General features: G+C 70.4%; 18 protein-coding genes. 12 read left to right on the top strand and 6 right to left on the bottom strand.

Annotated elements, in window-relative coordinates:
* The first annotated feature begins 255 nt into the window (after positions 1-255).
* Both IF78_RS0137270 and IF78_RS0137265 read left to right on the top strand, forming a co-directional pair.
* Positions 256-813, top strand: a complete 558-nt coding sequence (locus tag IF78_RS0137270; protein WP_031483258.1) for a PadR family transcriptional regulator — start codon at positions 256-258, stop codon at positions 811-813.
* Positions 814-982: 169 nt separating this feature from the next.
* Positions 983-1,525, top strand: coding sequence for a bacterial proteasome activator family protein (locus IF78_RS0137265; RefSeq protein ID WP_031483256.1), 543 nt, complete (start codon positions 983-985; stop codon positions 1,523-1,525).
* A 107-nt stretch (positions 1,526-1,632) separates the two neighbouring features.
* Here the strand turns inward: IF78_RS0137265 and IF78_RS0137260 are convergent, their stop codons facing one another.
* The gene (locus tag IF78_RS0137260; protein ID WP_031483253.1) at positions 1,633-3,360 is read right to left on the bottom strand and encodes a protein kinase domain-containing protein; all 1,728 of its coding nucleotides are present in this window, start codon (positions 3,358-3,360) and stop codon (positions 1,633-1,635) included.
* A 352-nt stretch (positions 3,361-3,712) separates the two neighbouring features.
* Here IF78_RS0137260 and IF78_RS0137255 point away from each other — a divergent pair, with 352 nt between their 5' ends.
* The 4 genes from IF78_RS0137255 to IF78_RS0137240 all read left to right on the top strand — a co-directional run bounded on the left by IF78_RS0137255 (position 3,713) and on the right by IF78_RS0137240 (position 9,397).
* A complete protein-coding gene (locus IF78_RS0137255) occupies positions 3,713-5,278 on the top strand; it encodes a protein kinase domain-containing protein (RefSeq protein ID WP_031483252.1) in 1,566 nt (521 codons plus the stop codon).
* Positions 5,279-5,780: 502 nt separating this feature from the next.
* On the top strand, positions 5,781-6,962 hold the full coding sequence (gene pdhA, locus IF78_RS0137250; RefSeq protein WP_031483250.1) for a pyruvate dehydrogenase (acetyl-transferring) E1 component subunit alpha: 1,182 nt from the start codon (positions 5,781-5,783) through the stop codon (positions 6,960-6,962).
* A gap of 1 nt (position 6,963) precedes the next feature.
* Positions 6,964-7,956 (top strand): alpha-ketoacid dehydrogenase subunit beta, encoded by a 993-nt coding sequence (locus IF78_RS0137245; protein WP_031483248.1) that lies wholly within the window; start codon positions 6,964-6,966, stop codon positions 7,954-7,956.
* A 10-nt stretch (positions 7,957-7,966) separates the two neighbouring features.
* The gene (locus tag IF78_RS0137240; protein ID WP_031483245.1) at positions 7,967-9,397 is read left to right on the top strand and encodes a dihydrolipoamide acetyltransferase family protein; all 1,431 of its coding nucleotides are present in this window, start codon (positions 7,967-7,969) and stop codon (positions 9,395-9,397) included.
* 66 nt (positions 9,398-9,463) lie between these two features.
* Here IF78_RS0137240 and IF78_RS0137235 read toward each other — a convergent pair whose 3' ends face one another.
* Entirely contained in the window at positions 9,464-10,366 is a 903-nt protein-coding gene (locus tag IF78_RS0137235; RefSeq protein ID WP_078662731.1) for a D-alanyl-D-alanine carboxypeptidase family protein, read from the bottom strand.
* 228 nt (positions 10,367-10,594) lie between these two features.
* Here IF78_RS0137235 and IF78_RS0137230 point away from each other — a divergent pair, with 228 nt between their 5' ends.
* A complete protein-coding gene (locus tag IF78_RS0137230) occupies positions 10,595-11,257 on the top strand; it encodes a GntR family transcriptional regulator (protein WP_031483241.1) in 663 nt (220 codons plus the stop codon).
* A complete protein-coding gene (locus IF78_RS0137225) occupies positions 11,254-12,549 on the top strand; it encodes an MFS transporter (RefSeq protein ID WP_031483239.1) in 1,296 nt (431 codons plus the stop codon). The genes IF78_RS0137230 and IF78_RS0137225 overlap by 4 nt, the downstream gene beginning before the upstream one ends.
* Positions 12,550-12,558: 9 nt before the next feature.
* On the opposite strand, the gene IF78_RS0137220 is transcribed toward IF78_RS0137225, so the two are convergent.
* Together IF78_RS0137220 and IF78_RS0137215 are read right to left on the bottom strand one after the other, a co-directional pair.
* A complete protein-coding gene (locus IF78_RS0137220) occupies positions 12,559-13,335 on the bottom strand; it encodes an SAM-dependent methyltransferase (RefSeq protein ID WP_031483237.1) in 777 nt (258 codons plus the stop codon).
* A gap of 259 nt (positions 13,336-13,594) precedes the next feature.
* On the bottom strand, positions 13,595-14,419 hold the full coding sequence (locus IF78_RS0137215) for a maleylpyruvate isomerase family mycothiol-dependent enzyme (protein WP_031483235.1): 825 nt from the start codon (positions 14,417-14,419) through the stop codon (positions 13,595-13,597).
* Positions 14,420-14,621: 202 nt separating this feature from the next.
* On the opposite strand from IF78_RS0137215, the gene IF78_RS0137210 reads away from it, so the two are divergent.
* Complete coding sequence (locus tag IF78_RS0137210; protein WP_031483233.1) at positions 14,622-15,419, top strand: carbon-nitrogen family hydrolase; 798 nt, start codon at positions 14,622-14,624, stop codon at positions 15,417-15,419.
* A 4-nt stretch (positions 15,420-15,423) separates the two neighbouring features.
* On the opposite strand, the gene IF78_RS0137205 is transcribed toward IF78_RS0137210, so the two are convergent.
* A complete protein-coding gene (locus tag IF78_RS0137205) occupies positions 15,424-15,921 on the bottom strand; it encodes an LURP-one-related/scramblase family protein (RefSeq protein WP_031483231.1) in 498 nt (165 codons plus the stop codon).
* A 133-nt stretch (positions 15,922-16,054) separates the two neighbouring features.
* Between IF78_RS0137205 and IF78_RS0137200 the strand changes: the two genes are divergently transcribed.
* The gene (locus IF78_RS0137200) at positions 16,055-16,561 is read left to right on the top strand and encodes a hypothetical protein (RefSeq protein WP_031483229.1); all 507 of its coding nucleotides are present in this window, start codon (positions 16,055-16,057) and stop codon (positions 16,559-16,561) included.
* Between the two features lie 30 nt (positions 16,562-16,591).
* Here the strand turns inward: IF78_RS0137200 and IF78_RS0137195 are convergent, their stop codons facing one another.
* The gene (locus IF78_RS0137195; RefSeq protein ID WP_051828488.1) at positions 16,592-17,632 is read right to left on the bottom strand and encodes a GlxA family transcriptional regulator; all 1,041 of its coding nucleotides are present in this window, start codon (positions 17,630-17,632) and stop codon (positions 16,592-16,594) included.
* A 52-nt stretch (positions 17,633-17,684) separates the two neighbouring features.
* Here IF78_RS0137195 and IF78_RS0137190 point away from each other — a divergent pair, with 52 nt between their 5' ends.
* Positions 17,685-18,071 carry a cupin domain-containing protein gene (locus IF78_RS0137190; RefSeq protein ID WP_031483225.1) on the top strand — a complete coding sequence of 129 codons (387 nt, stop codon included), beginning with the start codon at positions 17,685-17,687 and terminating at the stop codon, positions 18,069-18,071.
* 92 nt (positions 18,072-18,163) lie between these two features.
* Complete coding sequence (locus tag IF78_RS0137185) at positions 18,164-19,138, top strand: RICIN domain-containing protein (protein ID WP_031483223.1); 975 nt, start codon at positions 18,164-18,166, stop codon at positions 19,136-19,138.
* The last annotated feature ends 15 nt before the right edge of the window (positions 19,139-19,153 follow it).

Genomic DNA, 19,153 nt, shown 5'->3' with positions numbered 1-19,153 from the left:
ACCCCATCCGGCGACGAGGACTCACCGCCCCCACCCCCGCCTCTCGGCAAGCCCGTGATCACCGCCCCGGGGGCAGGCCCGGCCGCGCCCCTCCGCGCCGCCCGGCCCCACGCGCGCGAACCGCCGGAGGCAGGGCGTGCCCGTCGTTTTCCCACCAGGGCCAGCCAGGAAGTCATGGGACCAAGCCTCACAGCACCCGCCACACCCGGCATTCCGGACTCCGCCACCCGACCGAATCCGGCGCACAATCCGGGTATGTCGATACGACACGGGCTGCTTGCGCTCCTCGAACCCGGCGCCCGCTACGGCTCGCGGCTGCGCACCGAATTCCTGGCCCGCACGGGCGGGACCTGGCCGCTGAACATCGGCCAGGTCTATACGACCCTGGGCCGGCTGGAGCGGGACGGCCTGGTCGTCCAGTCCGGCGTGGACGAGGCGGGGCGGGTGCTGTACGCGCTGACGGAGGCGGGCCGCGCCGAACTGCGCGACTGGTTCACCCGACCCGTGCAGCGGGCGAGCCCGCCCCGCGACGAGCTGGCGATCAAGCTGGTGATGGCGGTCGGTGCGCCCGGCGTCGACGTGAGGCAGGTCGTCGGGGCGCAGCGCAGGCATGTGGCCGAGGCTCTGCACGGCTATGTGCGGCAGCGGGCTGACGCGCTGGCGCGGGCGCACGAGCACCCCGAGGAGATGACCCGGCTGCTCGTCCTGGAGCAGCTCGTCTTCCATGCCGAGGCGGAGAGCCGCTGGCTCGACATCTGCGAGGCCCGCCTGCTGCGCTTCACTCGGGCCGGACAATCAGGGCGGTCCAGGTAGCCGCTGCCGTGGGGATAATTCGGGCAGTCAAGGCATTCCGGGCGGTCCGGGTGGGCCGGAGGCCCGCCGCTCCCGAAGAGTGACGGAAAGTACCGCACCGTAAACGGTGGATCTCTCCCCACAGGGGGCACCACGATGATGAGCTGTACGGGTGCGAGAGAATGGCGGCATGGAGATGCCGAGGAACGAAAGGCCGTCCGAGAACCCCCAGATCCTGGTCGTGGGCCAGGACGGGATGGCGCTCACCGGCGGTAACGGAGACGAGGACTCCCGCGAGATCCCGGTGACGGAGCAGGTCGAGCAGCCGGCGAAGGTCATGCGGATCGGCAGCATGATCAAGCAGCTGCTCGAAGAGGTGCGCGTGGCTCCGCTGGACGAAGCGAGCCGGGTCCGGCTGAAGGAGATCCACGCCAGTTCGGTGAAGGAACTGGAGGACGGCCTGGCCCCGGAGCTGGTCGAGGAACTGGAGCGGCTCTCCTTGCCGTTCACGGACGACGCGACGCCGAGCGACGCGGAACTGCGTATCGCGCAGGCCCAGTTGGTCGGCTGGCTGGAGGGCCTCTTCCACGGCATCCAGACCACGCTCTTCGCTCAGCAAATGGCCGCCCGCGCCCAGTTGGAGCAGATGCGCCGCGCCCTCCCGCCGGGAGTCGGCGGCCACGAGGACGGCGAGCCGCGCCAAGGCGGCCGATCGGGTGGGCCGTACCTCTAGAACCACGGTCCCCGCCCGACACCACAAGGGCCCGGCAGCCAACGCTGCCGGGCCCTTTCACCTCGCGGACGTCACCGTGGACGCCTTCGCGGACGTCACCGCGGGCACTACTTCGGCAGACCCGTCGAGACCTCGATCTGGAACACCGGCGGGTCGTCCGGGTCGAACTCCGCATAGAACTTGGGCGACTGCTTCATGACGGTGTCATGACCGAACAGGTTCTCGTTCACCTCGGTCGTCTCGTACTCCCAGCCCGCGGCGTCGAGGCACTTCTTGACCGACGGCCAGGACTTGAACATGAAGCTCGGAGCCCGCACGTTGCCGCTGTCGTCGTAGGTCTTGAACGGTTCGGTGCACTCGGTCGTCTTCACCGTGTTCGTGCTGTCCCCTTCCCGATAGCCCGGGGCGTTCGTCCCCGTGCCCGTCGCGGTCGGGCTGCTGTAGCTGTAGTCGCTCGTCGGCAGGCTGTACGGATCGTCGTCGTCGGTGCCGCCGTCGTTCAGCGTCGTCGCCAGGATCAGGCTGATCACCGCCACGACGGACACGGCGATCGAGACGATGATCACCGGCCGGTTGTTCCTGCCGCCGCCCGAAGAGGGCTGCCGCTGGGGCGAGATGGTGTACGGCTGCGGGGCACCGGGCGGCGGGGTCGAGGCGCCCGGTTGCGGGGAGTACGCGGCCGGCGGCGGCGTACGGTAGCCGGGCTGCTGCGGATAGCCGTACGACGGCGAGGGCATCGACGGCGGCGGCGTGCCGTACGGGTTCGGGGCCGGGGTCTGCTGGTACGGCGTCTGGACGGGAGCCGGCGGGGGCGTCTGCGGGCCGACCGGCGGTGGCGGCGTCTGATGCGGGGCCGGCGGTGGGGTCTGGGGGCTGACCGGCGGGAACACCGAGGCGCCGACGCCCTGACCGCTCTGCGTCTGCGCGCCCGGCACGATGCTCGGCGGGGCGGCCTGGAAGGACGCGGCCACGCGCAGGCACTCCTCGCGCATGGACTCGGCGCTCGGGAAGCGTTCGTTCGGATTCTTCTTCAGCGCGCGGGCGACCAGCGCGTCCACCGCCGGCGGCAGGGCGCGGTTGATCGAGGAGGGAGCCACCGGCTCCTCCTGCACATGCGCGTACGCGATCGCCAGCGGCGAGTCCGCGTCGAACGGCAGCCGCCCGGTGACCAGTTGGAACAGCATGATGCCGACCGAGTACAGGTCGGAGCGGGCGTCCACGGCCCGGCCCAGCGCCTGTTCCGGCGAGAGGTACTGCGGGGTGCCGACCACCATGCCGGTCTGCGTCATGGACGTCACACCGGACTGCATGGCGCGCGCGATGCCGAAGTCCATCACCTTGACGACGCCGCGCTTGTTCACCATGACGTTGCCCGGCTTGATGTCCCGGTGGACCAGCCCCATCTCGTGGCTGATCTCCAGGGCCGCGAGCACATCGGAGATGATCTTCAGCGCCTTGTCGGCGGGCACCGCGCCGAACTGCCGTATGTCCTCGTCGAAGACCGAGCTCAGCGGCCGGCCCTCGATGTACTCCATGACGATGTACGGCGTCGTCATGCCGTCGACGGTGTCCTCGCCGGTGTCGAAGACCGAGACGATGTTGGTGTGCGTGAGCTTCGCCACGGCCTGGGCCTCGCGGCGGAAGCGCTCGCGGAAGGCCTGCTCGCGGCCGAGCTCGGTGTGCAGCGTCTTGACCGCCACCTGCCGGTCGAGCACGGTGTCGTAGGCGAGGTGCACCGCGGCCATGCCGCCCTGGCCGAGCAGATCCCGCAGCTGATAGCGGCCACCGGCCAGTGCCCGCCCCGCGTGGCCGCCCTGTGCGCCGTCCTGGCTCATGTTCTGCTTCCCCCGTAGCCTCTTGGGCGCCTGCGATTGGCGTGGATCAGGTGATCCGAGTGATCCAAAGTGCTATTCCGGGCCAAGTCTGCCCCACGGCACTGACAGGTCAAGCGAGGTGCCCGTTCCGTGACCGTACGCGAAAGAAGAGTCGCGGAAGCGTTACAGGGGAGGTGCGGCCGGTCCACAGAATTTGCACGAGGGGACGGGGTACCGGTTTTATGGCCGGTCCGGCTCCTTCCGGTTTGGGGCGACCGTCTCGGACCGACGGCTTGCGTGAAGGCTGTAGCGTGGCCGACGGAGACCGTAACAACACCGCGCGCACCGCGGGCAGAAACGACGGCGAGGACTGATGGCACAGCAGCAGCGCGCTCAGGGCCCGTCCGACCCCGAGGCGGCTGGCGGCGGTATGTCAGACGCGCCGGAGATGTGGGGTAATGGCGGACTTGTCGGGGACGGCCGTTACAGGCTGACCCGCAGACTCGGCCGGGGCGGCATGGCCGAGGTGTTCGCGGCCGAGGACGTGCGCCTCGGGCGCACCGTGGCGGTCAAGCTGCTGCGCTCAGACCTCGCCGAGGACCCGGTGTCCAAGGCCCGCTTCACGCGCGAGGCCCAGTCGGTGGCCGGCCTCAACCACCACGCGATCGTCGCCGTGTACGACTCCGGCGAGGACCTCGTGAACGGCCAGAGCGTGCCGTACATCGTCATGGAGATCGTCGAGGGCCGCACGATCCGCGACCTCCTCCTCAACGCCGAGGCGCCGGGCCCCGAGCAGGCACTGATCATCGTCTCCGGTGTCCTGGAGGCGCTCGCCTACTCGCACCAGCACGGCATCGTGCACCGTGACATCAAGCCGGCCAACGTCATCATCACCCACAACGGCGCCGTGAAGGTGATGGACTTCGGCATCGCCCGCGCGCTGCACGGCGCGCAGTCGACGATGACGCAGACCGGCATGGTCATGGGCACGCCGCAGTACCTGTCCCCGGAGCAGGCGCTCGGCAAGGCGGTCGACCACCGCTCCGACCTGTACGCGACGGGCTGCCTGCTCTACGAACTCCTCGCGCTGCGCCCGCCGTTCACCGGCGAGACCCCGCTGTCGGTGGTCTACCAGCACGTCCAGGACATCCCGACGCCGCCGTCCGAGGTCTCCGACAGCGTGCCGCCGGAGCTCGACGGCCTGGTCATGCGCTCGCTCGCCAAGGAGCCGGACGACCGGTTCCAGACGGCCGAGGAGATGCGCGGCCTCGTCCAGTACGGCCTGCAGATGCTGTACGACCAGGGCGGCCACACCGGCACCTGGAACACCGGCCCGGTGGCGATGCACGACGGCCGGCACACCCCGGCCGCGGGCTTCGCGAACACGACCGTCATGGGGCATCCGGGCACCCCGGCCTCCGGCACGACGCAGATCCCGCAGCCGATCCTGCCCAACAGGTACGGCGGTGGCGACGACGGCGGCTTCGAGGGGCACGGCAACCGGGGCAGTGGCCGCGGCAAGCTGTGGATCCTGGCCGTCCTCGCGGTGATCGCGATCGCGGCGGGCGTCGCGTGGGCGATGAACAACGGCGGCGGTGACGGCGGGGGCGGTGGCACCAAGCAGACGCCGACCACGTCGCAGACCACCGACGAGGACAAGGCCAGCGAGACGCCGAGCGACGAGCCGACGGACGAGCCGACCGACGAGTACACGGACGACGGCACCGGCACGGGCACCGACCCGACCTACGAGCCGACCGAGGACCCCACGTACGAGCCGACGGAGGATCCGACGTACGAGCCGACCGAGGACCCGACCACGGCCGAGCCGACCGAGGACCCGACGGAGGAGCCGACCGAGGAGCCCACGGAGGACCCGAGCACGCCGCCGACGCTGCCGACCGCCCCCACGGGTGAAACCGGAGGCGGCGGCGCCTGACCGGCCCGCCGGCACGGCCAGGCGGAAGAGAACATCCCCACGCGCGCGTGCGGCCCGGAAGCGGGCTCCACGCGCGCGTGGCGTTTACGGCGGGTGACGGAATCGCGGCTGGCTGAATCGCCCAGCAGGCACAACCTGATTTATCCGCTTTCATGCACGAGATCAGCGTCACACGACTTCAGTGACCTCACCCTCGTCGACTCTTCCCGTGACCTGGGTCACCGATATAACGTGCCGTTGTTCCGGCCCCCTGCAAGGCTGTGACCTGGAGTTGTTCCCGGCTTTCGCGATTTACTTGGATATCCAAGCAAAATCGCAGGTCAGGAGGGGTTTCACAGAAATGTGGAGCACTGGGTAACGTGCCTTTTGCAGGGCGCTCGCCGGGGCACCTGTCACGCCTGTCCCCAATGGGCCGCACCCCACCCCGTGCGTCCGGAGGGCTTCAGGTGAGCCGCACTGGCACCCGGCGAACCCGGGATGCCGGACCGACGGAGGAGCACACGTGACCGTGGAGAGCACTGCCGCGCGGAAGCCGCGACGCAGCGCCGGTACCAAGAGCACGGCCGGCAAGACCACAACCGCAAGGAAATCGCCAAGCGCGGACCCCGAGCTCGTTCAGCTGCTGACGCCCGAGGGCAAGCGCGTGAAGAACGCCGAGTACGACAAGTACGTCGCCGGCATCACCCCCGAAGAGCTCCGCGGCCTCTACCGCGACATGGTGCTCACCCGCCGCTTCGACGCCGAGGCCACCTCCCTGCAGCGCCAGGGCGAGCTGGGCCTGTGGGCGTCGCTGCTCGGCCAGGAGGCCGCCCAGATCGGCTCCGGCCGGGCCACCCGTGAGGACGACTACGTCTTCCCGACCTACCGTGAGCACGGCGTCGCCTGGTGCCGTGGGGTCGACCCGACCAACCTGCTCGGCATGTTCCGCGGCGTGAACAACGGCGGCTGGGACCCCAACAGCAACAACTTCCAGCTCTACACGATCGTCATCGGCTCCCAGACGCTGCACGCCACCGGCTACGCGATGGGCATCGCCAAGGACGGCGCCGACAGCGCGGTGATCGCGTACTTCGGCGACGGCGCCTCCAGCCAGGGCGACGTCGCGGAATCGTTCACCTTCTCCGCGGTCTACAACGCCCCCGTGGTGTTCTTCTGCCAGAACAACCAGTGGGCGATCTCCGAGCCGACCGAGAAGCAGACCCGCGTGCCGCTCTACCAGCGCGCACAGGGCTTCGGCTTCCCCGGCGTCCGCGTCGACGGCAACGACGTCCTGGCCTGCCTCGCCGTGACGAAGTGGGCGCTGGAACGTGCCCGCAGCGGTGAGGGTCCGACGCTGGTCGAGGCGTACACGTACCGCATGGGCGCTCACACCACCTCCGACGACCCCACCCGGTACCGGGGTGACGAGGAGCGCCAGGCCTGGGAGGCGAAGGACCCGATCCTGCGCCTTCGCCGCTATCTCGAGGCTTCAAACCACGCGGACGAGGGATTCTTCGCGGAACTGGAGGCCGAGAGCGAGGCGTTGGGCAAACGAGTGCGCGAGGCGGTCCGTGCCATGCCGGACCCGGACCACTTCGCCATCTTCGAGAACGTGTACGCGGACGGGCATGCGCTCGTCGACGAGGAGCGCGCCCAGTTCGCCGCCTACCAGGCGTCGTTCGCGGACGTAGAGGGGGGTCACTGAGATGGCAGAGACTGTGACATTCAAAAGCATGGCTCTGGCCAAGGCGATCAACGAGTCGCTGCGCCGCGCCCTGGACTCCGACCCCAAGGTCCTCATCATGGGCGAGGACGTCGGCAAGCTCGGCGGCGTCTTCCGTGTGACGGACGGCCTGCAGAAGGACTTCGGCGAGAGCCGGGTCATCGACACCCCGCTGGCCGAGTCCGGCATCGTGGGCACGGCGATCGGCCTCGCCCTGCGCGGCTACCGCCCCGTGGTGGAGATCCAGTTCGACGGCTTCGTCTTCCCGGCCTACGACCAGATCGTCACGCAGCTCGCGAAGATGCACGCGCGCTCGCTGGGCAAGGTCAAGCTGCCGGTCGTCGTCCGCATCCCCTACGGCGGCGGCATCGGCGCGGTGGAGCACCACTCCGAGTCCCCCGAGGCGCTCTTCGCGCACGTGGCCGGCCTGAAGATCGTCAGCCCCTCCAACGCGTCGGACGCGTACTGGATGATGCAGCAGGCCATCCAGAGCGACGACCCGGTGATCTTCTTCGAGCCGAAGCGACGCTACTGGGACAAGGGCGAGGTCAACACCGAGGCCATCCCGGGCCCGCTGCACAAGGCGAAGGTCGTCCGCGAGGGCACGGACCTCACCCTGGCCGCCTACGGTCCGATGGTGAAGCTGTGCCAGGAGGTCGCCGACGCGGCCGCCGAGGAGGGCAGGAACCTGGAGGTCCTGGACCTGCGCTCGGTCTCCCCGCTCGACTTCGACTCCATCCAGGCCTCCGTCGAGAAGACCCGCCGCCTGGTCGTGGTCCACGAGGCTCCGGTGTTCTTCGGCTCGGGCGCGGAGATCGCCGCCCGGATCACGGAGCGCTGCTTCTACCACCTGGAGGCCCCGGTGCTGCGGGTGGGCGGCTATCACGCCCCGTATCCGCCGGCGCGCCTGGAGGAGGAGTACCTGCCGGGCCTGGACCGGGTGCTCGACGCCGTCGACCGTGCCCTGGCGTACTGAGGAGAGGGGCATGACGACGATGACTGAAGCGTCCGTGCGCGAGTTCAAGATGCCCGATGTGGGCGAGGGACTCACCGAGGCCGAGATCCTCAAGTGGTACGTCCAGCCGGGCGACACGGTCACCGACGGCCAGGTGGTGTGCGAGGTCGAGACGGCCAAGGCGGCCGTCGAACTGCCCATCCCGTACGACGGGGTGGTCAGTGAGCTGCACTTCCCCGAGGGCACGACGGTGGACGTCGGTACGGCGATCATCGCGGTGGACGTCGCGGGCGGGACGGCGCCGGCCGCTGAGCCGCCCGTCGCGCAGCCGGCGGCGGCCCCGGCGGAGGAGCCCAAGCCGGAGGGCTCGGGCCGGCAGCCGGTTCTGGTCGGCTACGGCGTGGCCGCGTCCTCGACGAAGCGCCGCCCGCGCAAGGGGGCCGATGTCCCACGCCAGGAGCCCGCGGCGGCGGCACAGGCCCTGCAGTCCGAGCTGAACGGGCTGAACGGGCATGGTCCCGCCCAGGTGGTGCAGCCGCCCCGCCCGCTGGCGAAGCCGCCGGTGCGCAAGCTGGCGAAGGATCTCGGGGTCGACCTGGCCACGGTGACGCCCACCGGCCCGGACGGCATCATCACGCGCGAGGACGTGCACGCGGCGGTGGCTCAGCCGACCCCGGCCCCGGCTGCCGAGCCGGTGCCCCAGGCCGCCCCGGTCGCCGTTCCCGCCGCCGCCCCGGCGCCGGTAGCCACGTACGACGCGGTCCGTGAGACCCGTATCCCGGTGAAGGGCGTGCGCAAGGCGACGGCTGCGGCGATGGTCGGCTCGGCGTTCACGGCGCCGCATGTCACCGAGTTCGTCACGGTCGACGTGACGCGCACGATGAAGCTGGTCGAGGAGCTCAAGGAGGACAGGGAGTTCGCCGGCCTGCGGGTGAACCCCCTGCTGCTGATCTCCAAGGCCCTGCTGGTCGCGATCAGGCGCAACCCGGACGTCAACGCGTCCTGGGACGAGGCGAACCAGGAGATCGTGCGCAAGCACTACGTCAACCTGGGCATCGCGGCGGCGACCCCGCGCGGTCTGATCGTCCCGAACATCAAGGACGCCCACGCCAAGACGTTGCCGCAACTGGCCGAGGCGCTCGGCGAGTTGGTGTCGACGGCTCGGGAGGGCAAGACCACGCCGGCCGCGATGCAGGGCGGCACGGTCACCATCACCAACGTCGGCGTCTTCGGAGTCGACACCGGCACCCCGATCCTCAACCCGGGCGAGTCCGCGATCCTCGCGGTCGGCGCGATCAAGCTCCAGCCGTGGGTTCACAAGGGGAAGGTGAAGCCCCGCCAGGTCACGACCCTGGCGCTCAGTTTCGACCACCGCCTGGTGGACGGCGAGCTGGGCTCCAAGGTCCTGGCGGACGTGGCGGCGATCCTGGAGCAGCCCAAGCGGCTGATCACCTGGGCGTGAGACAGAAGCGGCAATGAAAGGGGCGGCCACCGACGGGTGGCCGCCCCTTTCACGTCACCGCGGGCGTCAGCTGATCCTGGCGTAGCCGTAGTTGATGAGCTTCTTCACGTCCGCCGTGCGGTCGGTCGCGGAGGGGGCGGTCATGACGGTGCCCATCACCGACTCCCCGTTGAGGGTGGCGGCGAAGACGAGGCAGTACTTGGCCTCGGTGCCGGAGCCGGTCTTGATGCCCAGCGTGCCGTTCCAGCCGAGCAGGGTGTTGGTGTTGGTCCATGGTGCCATCGTGCGGGTGGAGCCGGAGCTCGTGATCGTCTTCGCCGTGTACGACTTGGTCTTCACGACGGTCTTGAACGTGGTGCTCTTCATCGTGCTCCGGGCGAGCTTCGTCAGGTCGCGCGGCGTCGAGTAGTTGGAGCCGTTGCTGATGCCGTCGAACGAGTCGAAGTGCGTGTTGGTCATGCCAAGGTTCTTGGCCATGGTGTTCATCTTGCCGATGAACGACTTCACGCGCGCGTTCACCGTCGTGCCGGTGCCGAACTTGTCGGCGAGGGCCATCGCCGCGTCGCAGCCGGACGGCAGCATCATCCCGTACAGCAGCTGACGGACGGTGACCTTGTCGCCGACGATCAGACGGGCCGACGAGGGGTAGCCCTTGGCGACCATGTAGTCGCTGACGGCCTTCTTGATCGTCACCTTGGTGTCGAGGTTCAGGTTCGACTGCGAGAGCACGACCTTCGCGGTCATGATCTTCGTGGTGGAGGCGGTGAGCCTCTTGGTGTCAGCGGCCTTGGTGAAGAGGGTCGTGCCGGTCGCGCTGTTCATCAGGAACCCGCCCTTGGCGGTGATGGTGGGCGCCGTCACGGCCTGCGCGGGCGCCGCGGTGAGGGCTCCGGCGACGAGCATCGCGCCGGTCGTCACGGCGACGGCTGCGGCTCTGCGGGCACGGAAGCCCTTGGTGGCGGTTATCAACTGAAATACCCCGATTGCGTCGAATGCCCCAGAATGCGGCCGAGTTGGTGGGGAAGGCGAGTGGGCCGCACGTATGTGACACGTAAGTAGCACAGAAGGTTGTGTGGTTGATGAGGCGGGTTGCCTTTAGGGGGCGGTTGACAGGAATTTGATAGATACGGGCCTCCGGGGGCGTCCGCATGATGGACCGGAACCCCGATGCGTACCTGTTGTATCTATGCTGTGCGCATGCCTACCGCCCCGCCCGCACCCCTGAAGCAGCCGCCAGCCGCCGACCGCGTCTACACCCACGTCAAGCAGGGCGTACTGGAGCGCCGTTACGAGGGCGGGACGCTGCTGACCGAGGGCGAGCTCGCCGAGGCCGTCGGGGTCTCGCGCACACCGGTGCGGGAGGCGCTGCTCCGCCTGGAGGTCGAAGGGCTGATCAAGCTCTACCCGAAGAAGGGCGCACTGGTCCTGCCGGTCTCCGCGCAGGAGATCAAGGACGTCGTGGAGACGCGGCTCCTCGTCGAGGAGCACGCGGCGCGCAAGGCCGTCCCCGCACCGCCCGGCCTCATCGAGCGGCTCGAGGAACTGCTCGCCCAGCAGAAGGCGCAGGCCGCCGCCGGAGACCTCGCCGGAGCCGCCGTCACCGACCGGTGCTTCCACGCCGAGATCGTCCGCAGCGGCGGCAACGAGATCCTGTCGCGGCTGTACGACCAACTGCGCGACCGGCAACTGCGCATGGGCGTCGCCGTACTGCACTCCCACCCCGACCGGGTCGCCAAGACCCTCGTCGAGCACGAGGAGATCCTCGAGGCACTGCGCTCCGGGGACGCCGAGGCGGCGGTCGGGCTGGTCCACCGGCACATCGACTGGTTCTCGCACCTCGCGCGAGGTGAGGAGCGTTGAAGCCCGCCGCACTCCCCGGCGATCCTCCGGGCGGCCGCCGCGCCGTCGCCGTCTGGGGCATAGGTGTCTCGGTCTACTTCGTCGCCGTCATCTTCCGTACGTCCCTGGGGGTCGCCGGCCTCGACGCCGCGGACCGCTTCGACGTGAACGCCTCGGCCCTGTCGACGTTCTCGATCCTCCAGCTGCTCGTGTACGCGGGCATGCAGATACCCGTCGGCCTGCTGGTCGACCGGCTCGGCACCAAGAAGGTGCTGACCATCGGCGTGGTGCTGTTCACGGCGGGCCAGCTGGGCTTCGCCTTCTCGCCGTCGTACGGCATGGCCCTGGCCTCGCGCGCGCTGCTCGGCTGCGGCGACGCGATGACGTTCATCAGCGTGCTGCGGCTCGGCGGCCGGTGGTTCCCGGCCCGGCGCGGTCCGCTGATCGCGCAGCTCGCGGGCCTCGCGGGCATGGCGGGCAACCTCGTCTCCACGCTGGTGCTGGCGCGGCTGCTGCACGGGGTGGGCTGGACGGCGGCGTTCGCGGGCAGCGCCGGCGCGGGCGTGGTCGTACTCGTCCTGCTGCTCCTGTTCCTCAAGGACCACCCCGAGGGACACGAGCCGGAGCCGCTTCCGCATCTGGGCGCGGCCTACGTACGACGCCAGATCACCGCGTCCTGGCGGGAGCCGGGCACGCGGCTGGGGCTGTGGGTGCACTTCACGACGCAGTTCCCGGCGATGGTGTTCCTGCTGCTGTGGGGGCTGCCGTTCCTCGTCGAGGCGCAGGGGCTGTCCCGGGCGGCGGCCGGTGAGCTGCTCACCCTGGTCGTGCTGTCCAACATGGTCGTCGGGCTCGTCTACGGCCAGATCGTCGCCCGGCATCACGGGGCGCGGCTGCCGCTGGCGCTGGGGACCGTGGGGGCGACGGCGGTGCTGTGGGCGACGACTCTGGCCTGGCCCGGTGAGACGGCGCCGATGTGGCTGCTGATCGTGCTGTGCACGGTGCTCGGGGCGTGCGGGCCGGCCTCGATGATCGGGTTCGACTTCGCGCGCCCGGCGAATCCGCCGGAGCGCCAGGGAACGGCGTCCGGGATCACCAACATGGGCGGTTTCGTCGCCTCGATGACGACGCTGTTTGCGATCGGCGTGCTGCTGGACGCGACGGGCGGGGACTACGCCGTCGCCTTCTCGGTGGTGTTCGTGCTGCAGGCGCTGGGGGTCAGCCAGATCCTGCGGCTGCGGCGGCGGGCGGCGCGCAGGGAGCGGGAACGGCTGGTCGCCAGCAGGGTGGAGACGGTGCACGTTCCCGCGTGAGCCGGTGGGTCAGCGGGCCGGGGCGAGAGTGAGGTAGGCCAGCCCCAGGACCCCGCGGTAGCTCATCCACTGGGCACGGTGGCGGTCGAGGCGGTCGCGGGTCTCGGCGGCGAGCGGATGGCCGGGGTGCTGGGCGAGCCAGACCTCGACGTCCGCCTGATACGCCGACTCGAACTCCTCCCATTCGTCGAGGCTCGCCGTCTCGGTCCATTCCGGGCGGAAGCCCGCGTCGACCGCGAGATCGAGCAGGGTGGCGAGGTCGTGATGGTCGGTGGCGGAGGCGCCCGGCCACATGCCGGAGAGTTCGGCGGGGGTCGGTGTGCGCTGCCAGAAGCCCTCCCCGAGCAGCACGCGGCCGTCGTCGGTGACCAGGCGGCGTAGTGCGCGCAGGGCCTCGGTGGTGTACTCCGGCGGCCGGGCCGAGCTCAGGGCCTGGCTCGCTCCGACGCACAGGACCAGGTCGGCGGGTCCGCGTGAGGTTCCGACGGCGGACTCCTCGACGAATTCCGCCCTCTGTGTCAGCCCTCTGGCCTCGGCGTCGCGGCGGCCGCGGGCGAGATCCTCGGCCTTGATGTCGATGCCGACCCCCGTCGCTTCGGGGGCGGCGGTCAGTATGCGCAGCATCAGTTCGCCCCAGCCGCAGCCGATGTCCAGGACGGTGCGGGGGTTCGTGCGGGTGAGGCGCTGGACGAGGGCGTTCGCCCGTGTCTCGGACAGGGGGCCGTGGAAGGTCAGCCGGGTGAGGCGTGGGGGGTGGCTGGTGGTGGCGTCAGTGGTGTTGGTCACGGCGGGACGTTAGCCGCGGGCGGGTACGGGGGGACAGCGGTTTTCCGGGGTCCTGGTTTCCTCGGCCCCGCCGCCCCTACCCGTCCCATCCTGAAGGGGCGCTGCCCCTTCGACCCCGCCAGGGGGCTGCCGCCCCGGGGACCCCCGCTTCGGACCTGAAGGGGCCTCGTCCTCAAACGCCGGACGGGCTGGAAGATGCCGGCCGGCGCTGGGAAGTGACCGCTGGTGCTGTGTGGCGGAGCCCCCCGGGTGGCCCTCGCTACGGCGTCACCGTGAAGTTGCGCAGAATCGCCGTCGTCAGGCCGGGGTCACCCTCCGCCTTCACCCGGTCCGCGACCGCTTCCGGCGTGACACGGCCGCAGGCCAGGCGGACGAACGTCTCCCAGTCGAGGGTGAGGGTGGCCGCGGGGCCGAGGGCGGGGGCCGTTTCGAGGGTGCCGCGGCCCTGGATGTCGACGCGGATCGTGCGCAGGAACTCGATCGGGCCGTGCACGTCGAAGACGATCGCCGAGCTGCGCGGGGCGTCGGCCTTGTTGGCGACGAGGTCGGGGAGCTTGCCGAGCAGTACGTCGCGGGCCACGTGTGCGCCGGGGGAGTCGAGGTTGCCGGGGCGGCCGAGGGCGGCGCGCAGGTCCTGCTCGTGCACCCACACGTCGAAGGCGTGGCCCCGCATGGATTCCTCGAGGGTGAGCTCCGCGCCGAGCGGGCCGCGCACCTTCGTGCCGGGGTCGCGGGACTCGTTCCGCAGCTGGCGGTTGCGGCGGATGACCGTGTACTCCAGCTCGGACGTCATCTCCGGCGCCGTGTGATGGCGGCGGACGTCGACCTGCATCTCCATGTAGCGCTGGTGGTCGTTGGTGACGTGGAAGAGGTCGCGCGGGAGCGTGTGGATGGGGCGCGGGTCGCCGAGCATCTCGCAGTCCAGGCCGATGACATGGGAGACCACGTCGCGCACCGACCAGCCGGGGCAGGGTGTGCGCCGGTTCCACTCGCCTTCCACGAGCGGCGTCACCAGCTCGGATATCGCTTCGATGGAGTGGGTCCAGGCGTCGGCGTAGGGCTGGAGGGTGGGATGCAGACTCACGGAACGGGACCCCTCGGCGGTTGGTACGTCGGTACGCGGGCAGGTTGTGGCGGCGTTGCCAGTGGGAGGCGGCAGCTGTCGGCGGGTGTCTTGAAACGCTAAGTTACGCTGCTGTGAGGCACCCCGGCAGTGCTTTCGTGTGACGATCGTAGGCCCGCTTGGAAGCCCGTGTGGACCGCTCGAATGCCAGGACGGTGGTAGTGTGCGCGCCTCTTTGCTCCAGATCGACGTAAACGAGGGCGAATCGATCGAATCGCGCCGGGTGAGGATTGCCTCGCTCGTGCGGGACCAGGCCGGGGCGGCGGACCTCGTCGTCCTGCCCGAGCTGTGGACCACCGGCGCCTTCGCCTACGAGGAGTTCGGCAGCGAGGCCGAGCCGCTCGAAGGGCCGACGTACGAGGCGATGGCGAAGGCCGCGAGCGACGCCGGAGTGTGGCTGCACGCGGGCTCGATCCCCGAGCGGGACCCGGAGGGGCCGCTCTACAACACCTCTCTGGTCTTCTCCCCCTCCGGTGAGCTGGTCGCCGCGTACCGGAAGATCCATCGGTTCGGCTTCGACAAGGGCGAGGCCGTCCTGATGGGCGCGGGCGAGGAACTGGTGACGGTCCGTCTGCCCGAGACGACTCTTGGCGTGGCCACCTGCTACGACCTCCGTTTCCCCGAGCTGTTCCGCGGCCTCGTCGACGCCGGCGCCGAGACCCTGGTCGTTCCGGCGGGCTGGCCGGAGCGCCGCCGGGCGCACTGGACGCTGCTGGCTCAGGCGCGGGCGGTGGAGAACCAGGCGTTCGTGCTCGCCTGTGGAACGGCCGGGACACATGCGGGAGTTCCGCAGGCCGGTCACTCGATCGTGGTCGATCCGTGGGGCGAGGTGCTGGCGGAGGCCGGGGCGGGGGAGCAGGTCCTCACGGTGGAGTTCGATCCGGGTAAGGTCGCGGTGACGCGGGATCAGTTCCCCGCGCTGAAGGACCGGGTGCTGGGATTGGCGGCGCCGCGCCGCTGACGGCTCAGTCGTCCCCGCTCTCCTTCTCCGCGAGATGGATCACACACACCGCCACCGCGATCAGCAGCGCCGGATCCGCGTCGTCCCGTACGACGTCCACGCCGTACGTCTCCCGCACGTGCAGCCACCGCCGGGAGACCACGGCCAGCAGTTCGCCGTCGTACTCGATGGCGAACTCCCGGTCCAGGACCTTGCCGCTGACGTCGAGTTCCGTGCTGCCGTCCGCCAGGGACACCCGGTAGTGGTTGCGCAGCAGGGACAGCCGTTTGCGGCGGATCTTCGCGAGCGGCGCGCCGTCCCGCTCGATCACCATCGTGTCGCGCAGGGCGAGCATCTTCTGGTGGATGTCGACGAGAACGCGCCCCTGCGTGTCCTTCAGCTCGAAGGTGTCCCGCAGCCGCATCGCCTTGCCGTCGACGAGGAACACCTTGTTGCCCCGGTCGTCCTCGATCCAGTAGTCGTCACCGATGCCGAGGATCCGGTCGCGTACGAGGAATCTCATGCCGTTACGGCTTCCCCGACGACCGGAGCCGGACTCAACCGGTAGCCCGACAGGATGATCACGACGGGCCGCGCCGCGTAGTCTGCACCGACGTCTCCCTCGTGGAGAAGGTGCTTCCAGGAGGGGTGCAGAAGTGGTGATCCGGATCGGATACGCGCGCGTGCTCGGCGGTGTCGCCGCCATGGTCGCAGGCGTGTCCGGATGCGCGGGCACACAGGTCTGCGCCGGGGTCGGCGTGGTGTCCGAGGTCGGCGTGTACGTCGTGCAGGACGGCTACGACGGTCTCGCGGGCGCGTCCTACGAGCTGTGCACGCGCGGTGAGTGCGTCAAAGGCGAGTTCAGGCAGGAGGGCGTCTCGCATGTCAGTCTCCGGCTGCCGGACGACGTCGACCCCGACACCGCCCCGGTCCGTCTCCGCGTCACCCGCGACGACGCCACCACGCCCGTCATCGACGACTCCGTCGACGTGAAGCTCCTTCACCAGTCCGACGGCTGCGGCGGCGGCGCGTACCACCGGGCCCTCGCCTTCGCCAAGGAGGACGGTCTGATGCCGGAGGTCCCGAAGAACATCTCGGCGGCCTGGCTCCAGCAGGTCAGGTCCGGGGCCACCGCGGCGGCCGACCCTTCCGTGTCCCCCTGATCCCGGGGAACTCCACGCCCGGCTCCTTGCTCAGGACGGGCCGGGCGTCACCGCGTCATCCCACGCGGCCACCGGCATTCCCGCGGCCGACGGTCCGACGGCCGACGGCCCGAAACGCCGCCGGTACTGCGACGGGCTGAGCCCGGTGACGCGCCGCACGTGCGCGCGTAGGTTCGCGGCCGTCCCCAGCCCACTTCGCGCGGCCACCACATCGAGCCGCTCCTCCCCCCGCTCGATCAGCCTGCAGGCCAGCGCCACCCTCTCCCCCGTGAGCCACGCGAGCGGAGTCGTCCCCAACTGTGTCCGGAAGCGGCGGTGCAGGGTCGCCGGCGACATCGCCGCCCGGTCCGCCAGGTCGGCCACCGCCAGCGGCTCGCCCAGCCGTTCCTGCGCCCAGGCCAGCAGCGGGGCCAGGGACTCGTCCGGCACGTCCGGGACCGGCCGCTCCACGAACTGCCGCTGACCGCCGTCGCGGTGGGCGGCGAAGACCAGGCGCCGGGAGACATGGTTGGCGATCTCGGCCCCGTGGTCACGCCGTACGACATGCAGGCCCAGGTCCAGTGCCGACGCACTCCCGGAGGCCGTCAGGATGTCGCCGTCGTCGACGAACAGGACGTCCGGTTCCAGCCGGACCAGGGGAAACCGGGTCCGGAACGACTCCGCCCACATCCAGTGACACGCCGCCCGCCGCCCCTCCAGCAGCCCGGCCTCCGCGATCGTGAACGCCCCGGAGCAGAAGCCGAGCAGGCGGGCGCCACGCGCGTGTGCCCGGCCTACGACGTCCAGCACCTCGGGGGAGCGGGGCACCTCCGTGTCCGGCCGGTTCGGCACGATCAGCGTATCGGCCTCCTCGGCGGCCTCGAGACCGGCCACCCCGGTGAGCGTGAAGAAGCCGTCCCGCATCCGCGTCAGCGGTTCGGCGGCGCACAGCCGGAAGTCGTACAGCTCCCGGCCCAGTTCGGGGCGGCGCAGCCCGAAGATCTCGATGGCGCAACTCATCTCGAAGGGGTTCGAGTTCTCGTCGACCACGAGAACCACACGATGCGGCTGCTGAGAGGATCCTTGCGGCATGTGCGATTCCTAGCACTCGTGGGGCGCTCCCACCACGCCCGACGATGAACCCATGGAACCCATCGCGCTGTCCGACGCCCTCGCCTCCTTCACCGACCGGTGGAGCCCCCGCATCGTCACCGCCGTCAACGACTACGACGTACGCATCGCGAAGGTCGAGGGCGAGCACCTCTGGCACGTGCACGACCACACCGACGAGTTCTTCCTCGTCCTGGAGGGGGAGCTGCACATCTTCCTGCGGGAGCCTTCCGGGGAACGCACGGTCGTCCTCCCCAAGGGCAGCGTCTTCACCGTCCCGCGCGGCACCGAGCACAAGCCGTACGCCCCCGTCCCCACCGCCCTCCTCCTCTTCGAACCCACGGGCACCCTCACCGTCGGCGACCGGCACGACGACGTACCGGACCACGTGGACGTGACCCCGGGGCATGCGCTCACCTGACCGAACCACCCGCACGCGCGCGTGGCGGTGCGCACGGGAATGACGGGATCTTGGATTGCGCTTTCTCCTGGGCGCCCGGGACATTGGAGTTCATGGGGAGCGAGAGATTTCCGCGGCCCGAAGAGGCCTCCGACGCCGCTGAGTTCGTCGCGTCGATGCGGCGGGCGAAGGAACGTTCCGGTCTGACCTACCGGGAGTTGGAGCAGCGGGCGGCGGCCCGGGGTGACGTCCTGGCCAAGAGCACGCTCGCCAACGTGCTCGCCCGGGACGGCCTGCCCCGGGCCGAACTCGTCGCCGCGTTCGTCAGGGCGTGCGAGGGCGACGACCGGGTACCGCAGTGGCTCGAAGCCCGGGAGCGGATCGCGGCGTCCACGGCGCAGGCCCCGGCCGTCCCCGGTGCGGCCGGACCCCCCGCCCGTGAACGGGGCACGCGCGCGTGGAGCTTCCGCTGGATCACCACCGCCGCGGTCGCGTGCCTGGCCCTGGCGACGGTCGGCCTCCTGGCCCGGCCCTGGTCCGACGACCCGGACGCCACCGACCCGGCCGGGGCAGGCGACGCCTCGGCCTCCCCCACGGCCTCCCCCTTCGGGGACGGTCCGCTGCGCATCCGGCCGGTCCAGTCCCCCACGCTGTGCCTGACCGACGGCTTCCTCCAGGACGGCCGTTACGAGTCGCAGGTGGCGGTGCACCGCCCGTGCGCCAAGGCGGAACCGCCGGTGACCGATCTGGTGGCGGCCGGGAACGGCACCTACCGCGTGCGGTGGACCCACCCGGTGCACGCCTCGGGCTGCCTGAAGGTCCTGACCGGCGAAACGACCCGTGGCCTGCTGGAACCGCAGAACAACTGCGCCGCGGCGACCGTGTTCCGCATCGAGCCCGTGCGGGCACGGCCCGAGGGCGGCAGGTCGATGTCGGTGTCGAAGGCGACGACGTACATGCTGCGCGTCGACGAAAGCCGGTGCGTGGGAGTGGCGGCCGCGCGGCCGGAGGCGGGGACCGAGGCCACCGTGCAGACATGTGACGGCGCGAAGGCCCAGCAGTACCTCATCGGCCCTGCGGGCGACTGAGCCGGTCCGCCGGGG

Origin of the sequence: Streptomyces bicolor, from assembly GCF_000719285.1 — a bacterium.
Lineage (GTDB): Bacteria > Actinomycetota > Actinomycetes > Streptomycetales > Streptomycetaceae > Streptomyces > Streptomyces bicolor.
The sequence above is the reverse complement of the archived record's forward strand: the minus strand, read 5'-3'. Positions and strand labels throughout refer to the sequence as shown.

Coding starts and splice junctions, on each gene's coding strand:
- IF78_RS0137270 (WP_031483258.1), top strand. CDS start 256: ATGTCGATACGACACGGGCTGCTTGCGCTCCTCGAACCCGGCGCCCGC.
- IF78_RS0137265 (WP_031483256.1), top strand. CDS start 983: ATGGAGATGCCGAGGAACGAAAGGCCGTCCGAGAACCCCCAGATCCTG.
- IF78_RS0137260 (WP_031483253.1), bottom strand. CDS start 3,360: ATGAGCCAGGACGGCGCACAGGGCGGCCACGCGGGGCGGGCACTGGCC.
- IF78_RS0137255 (WP_031483252.1), top strand. CDS start 3,713: ATGGCACAGCAGCAGCGCGCTCAGGGCCCGTCCGACCCCGAGGCGGCT.
- IF78_RS0137245 (WP_031483248.1), top strand. CDS start 6,964: ATGGCAGAGACTGTGACATTCAAAAGCATGGCTCTGGCCAAGGCGATC.
- IF78_RS0137240 (WP_031483245.1), top strand. CDS start 7,967: ATGACGACGATGACTGAAGCGTCCGTGCGCGAGTTCAAGATGCCCGAT.
- IF78_RS0137230 (WP_031483241.1), top strand. CDS start 10,595: ATGCCTACCGCCCCGCCCGCACCCCTGAAGCAGCCGCCAGCCGCCGAC.
- IF78_RS0137205 (WP_031483231.1), bottom strand. CDS start 15,921: ATGAGATTCCTCGTACGCGACCGGATCCTCGGCATCGGTGACGACTAC.
- IF78_RS0137195 (WP_051828488.1), bottom strand. CDS start 17,632: ATGCCGCAAGGATCCTCTCAGCAGCCGCATCGTGTGGTTCTCGTGGTC.
- IF78_RS0137190 (WP_031483225.1), top strand. CDS start 17,685: ATGGAACCCATCGCGCTGTCCGACGCCCTCGCCTCCTTCACCGACCGG.
- IF78_RS0137185 (WP_031483223.1), top strand. CDS start 18,164: ATGGGGAGCGAGAGATTTCCGCGGCCCGAAGAGGCCTCCGACGCCGCT.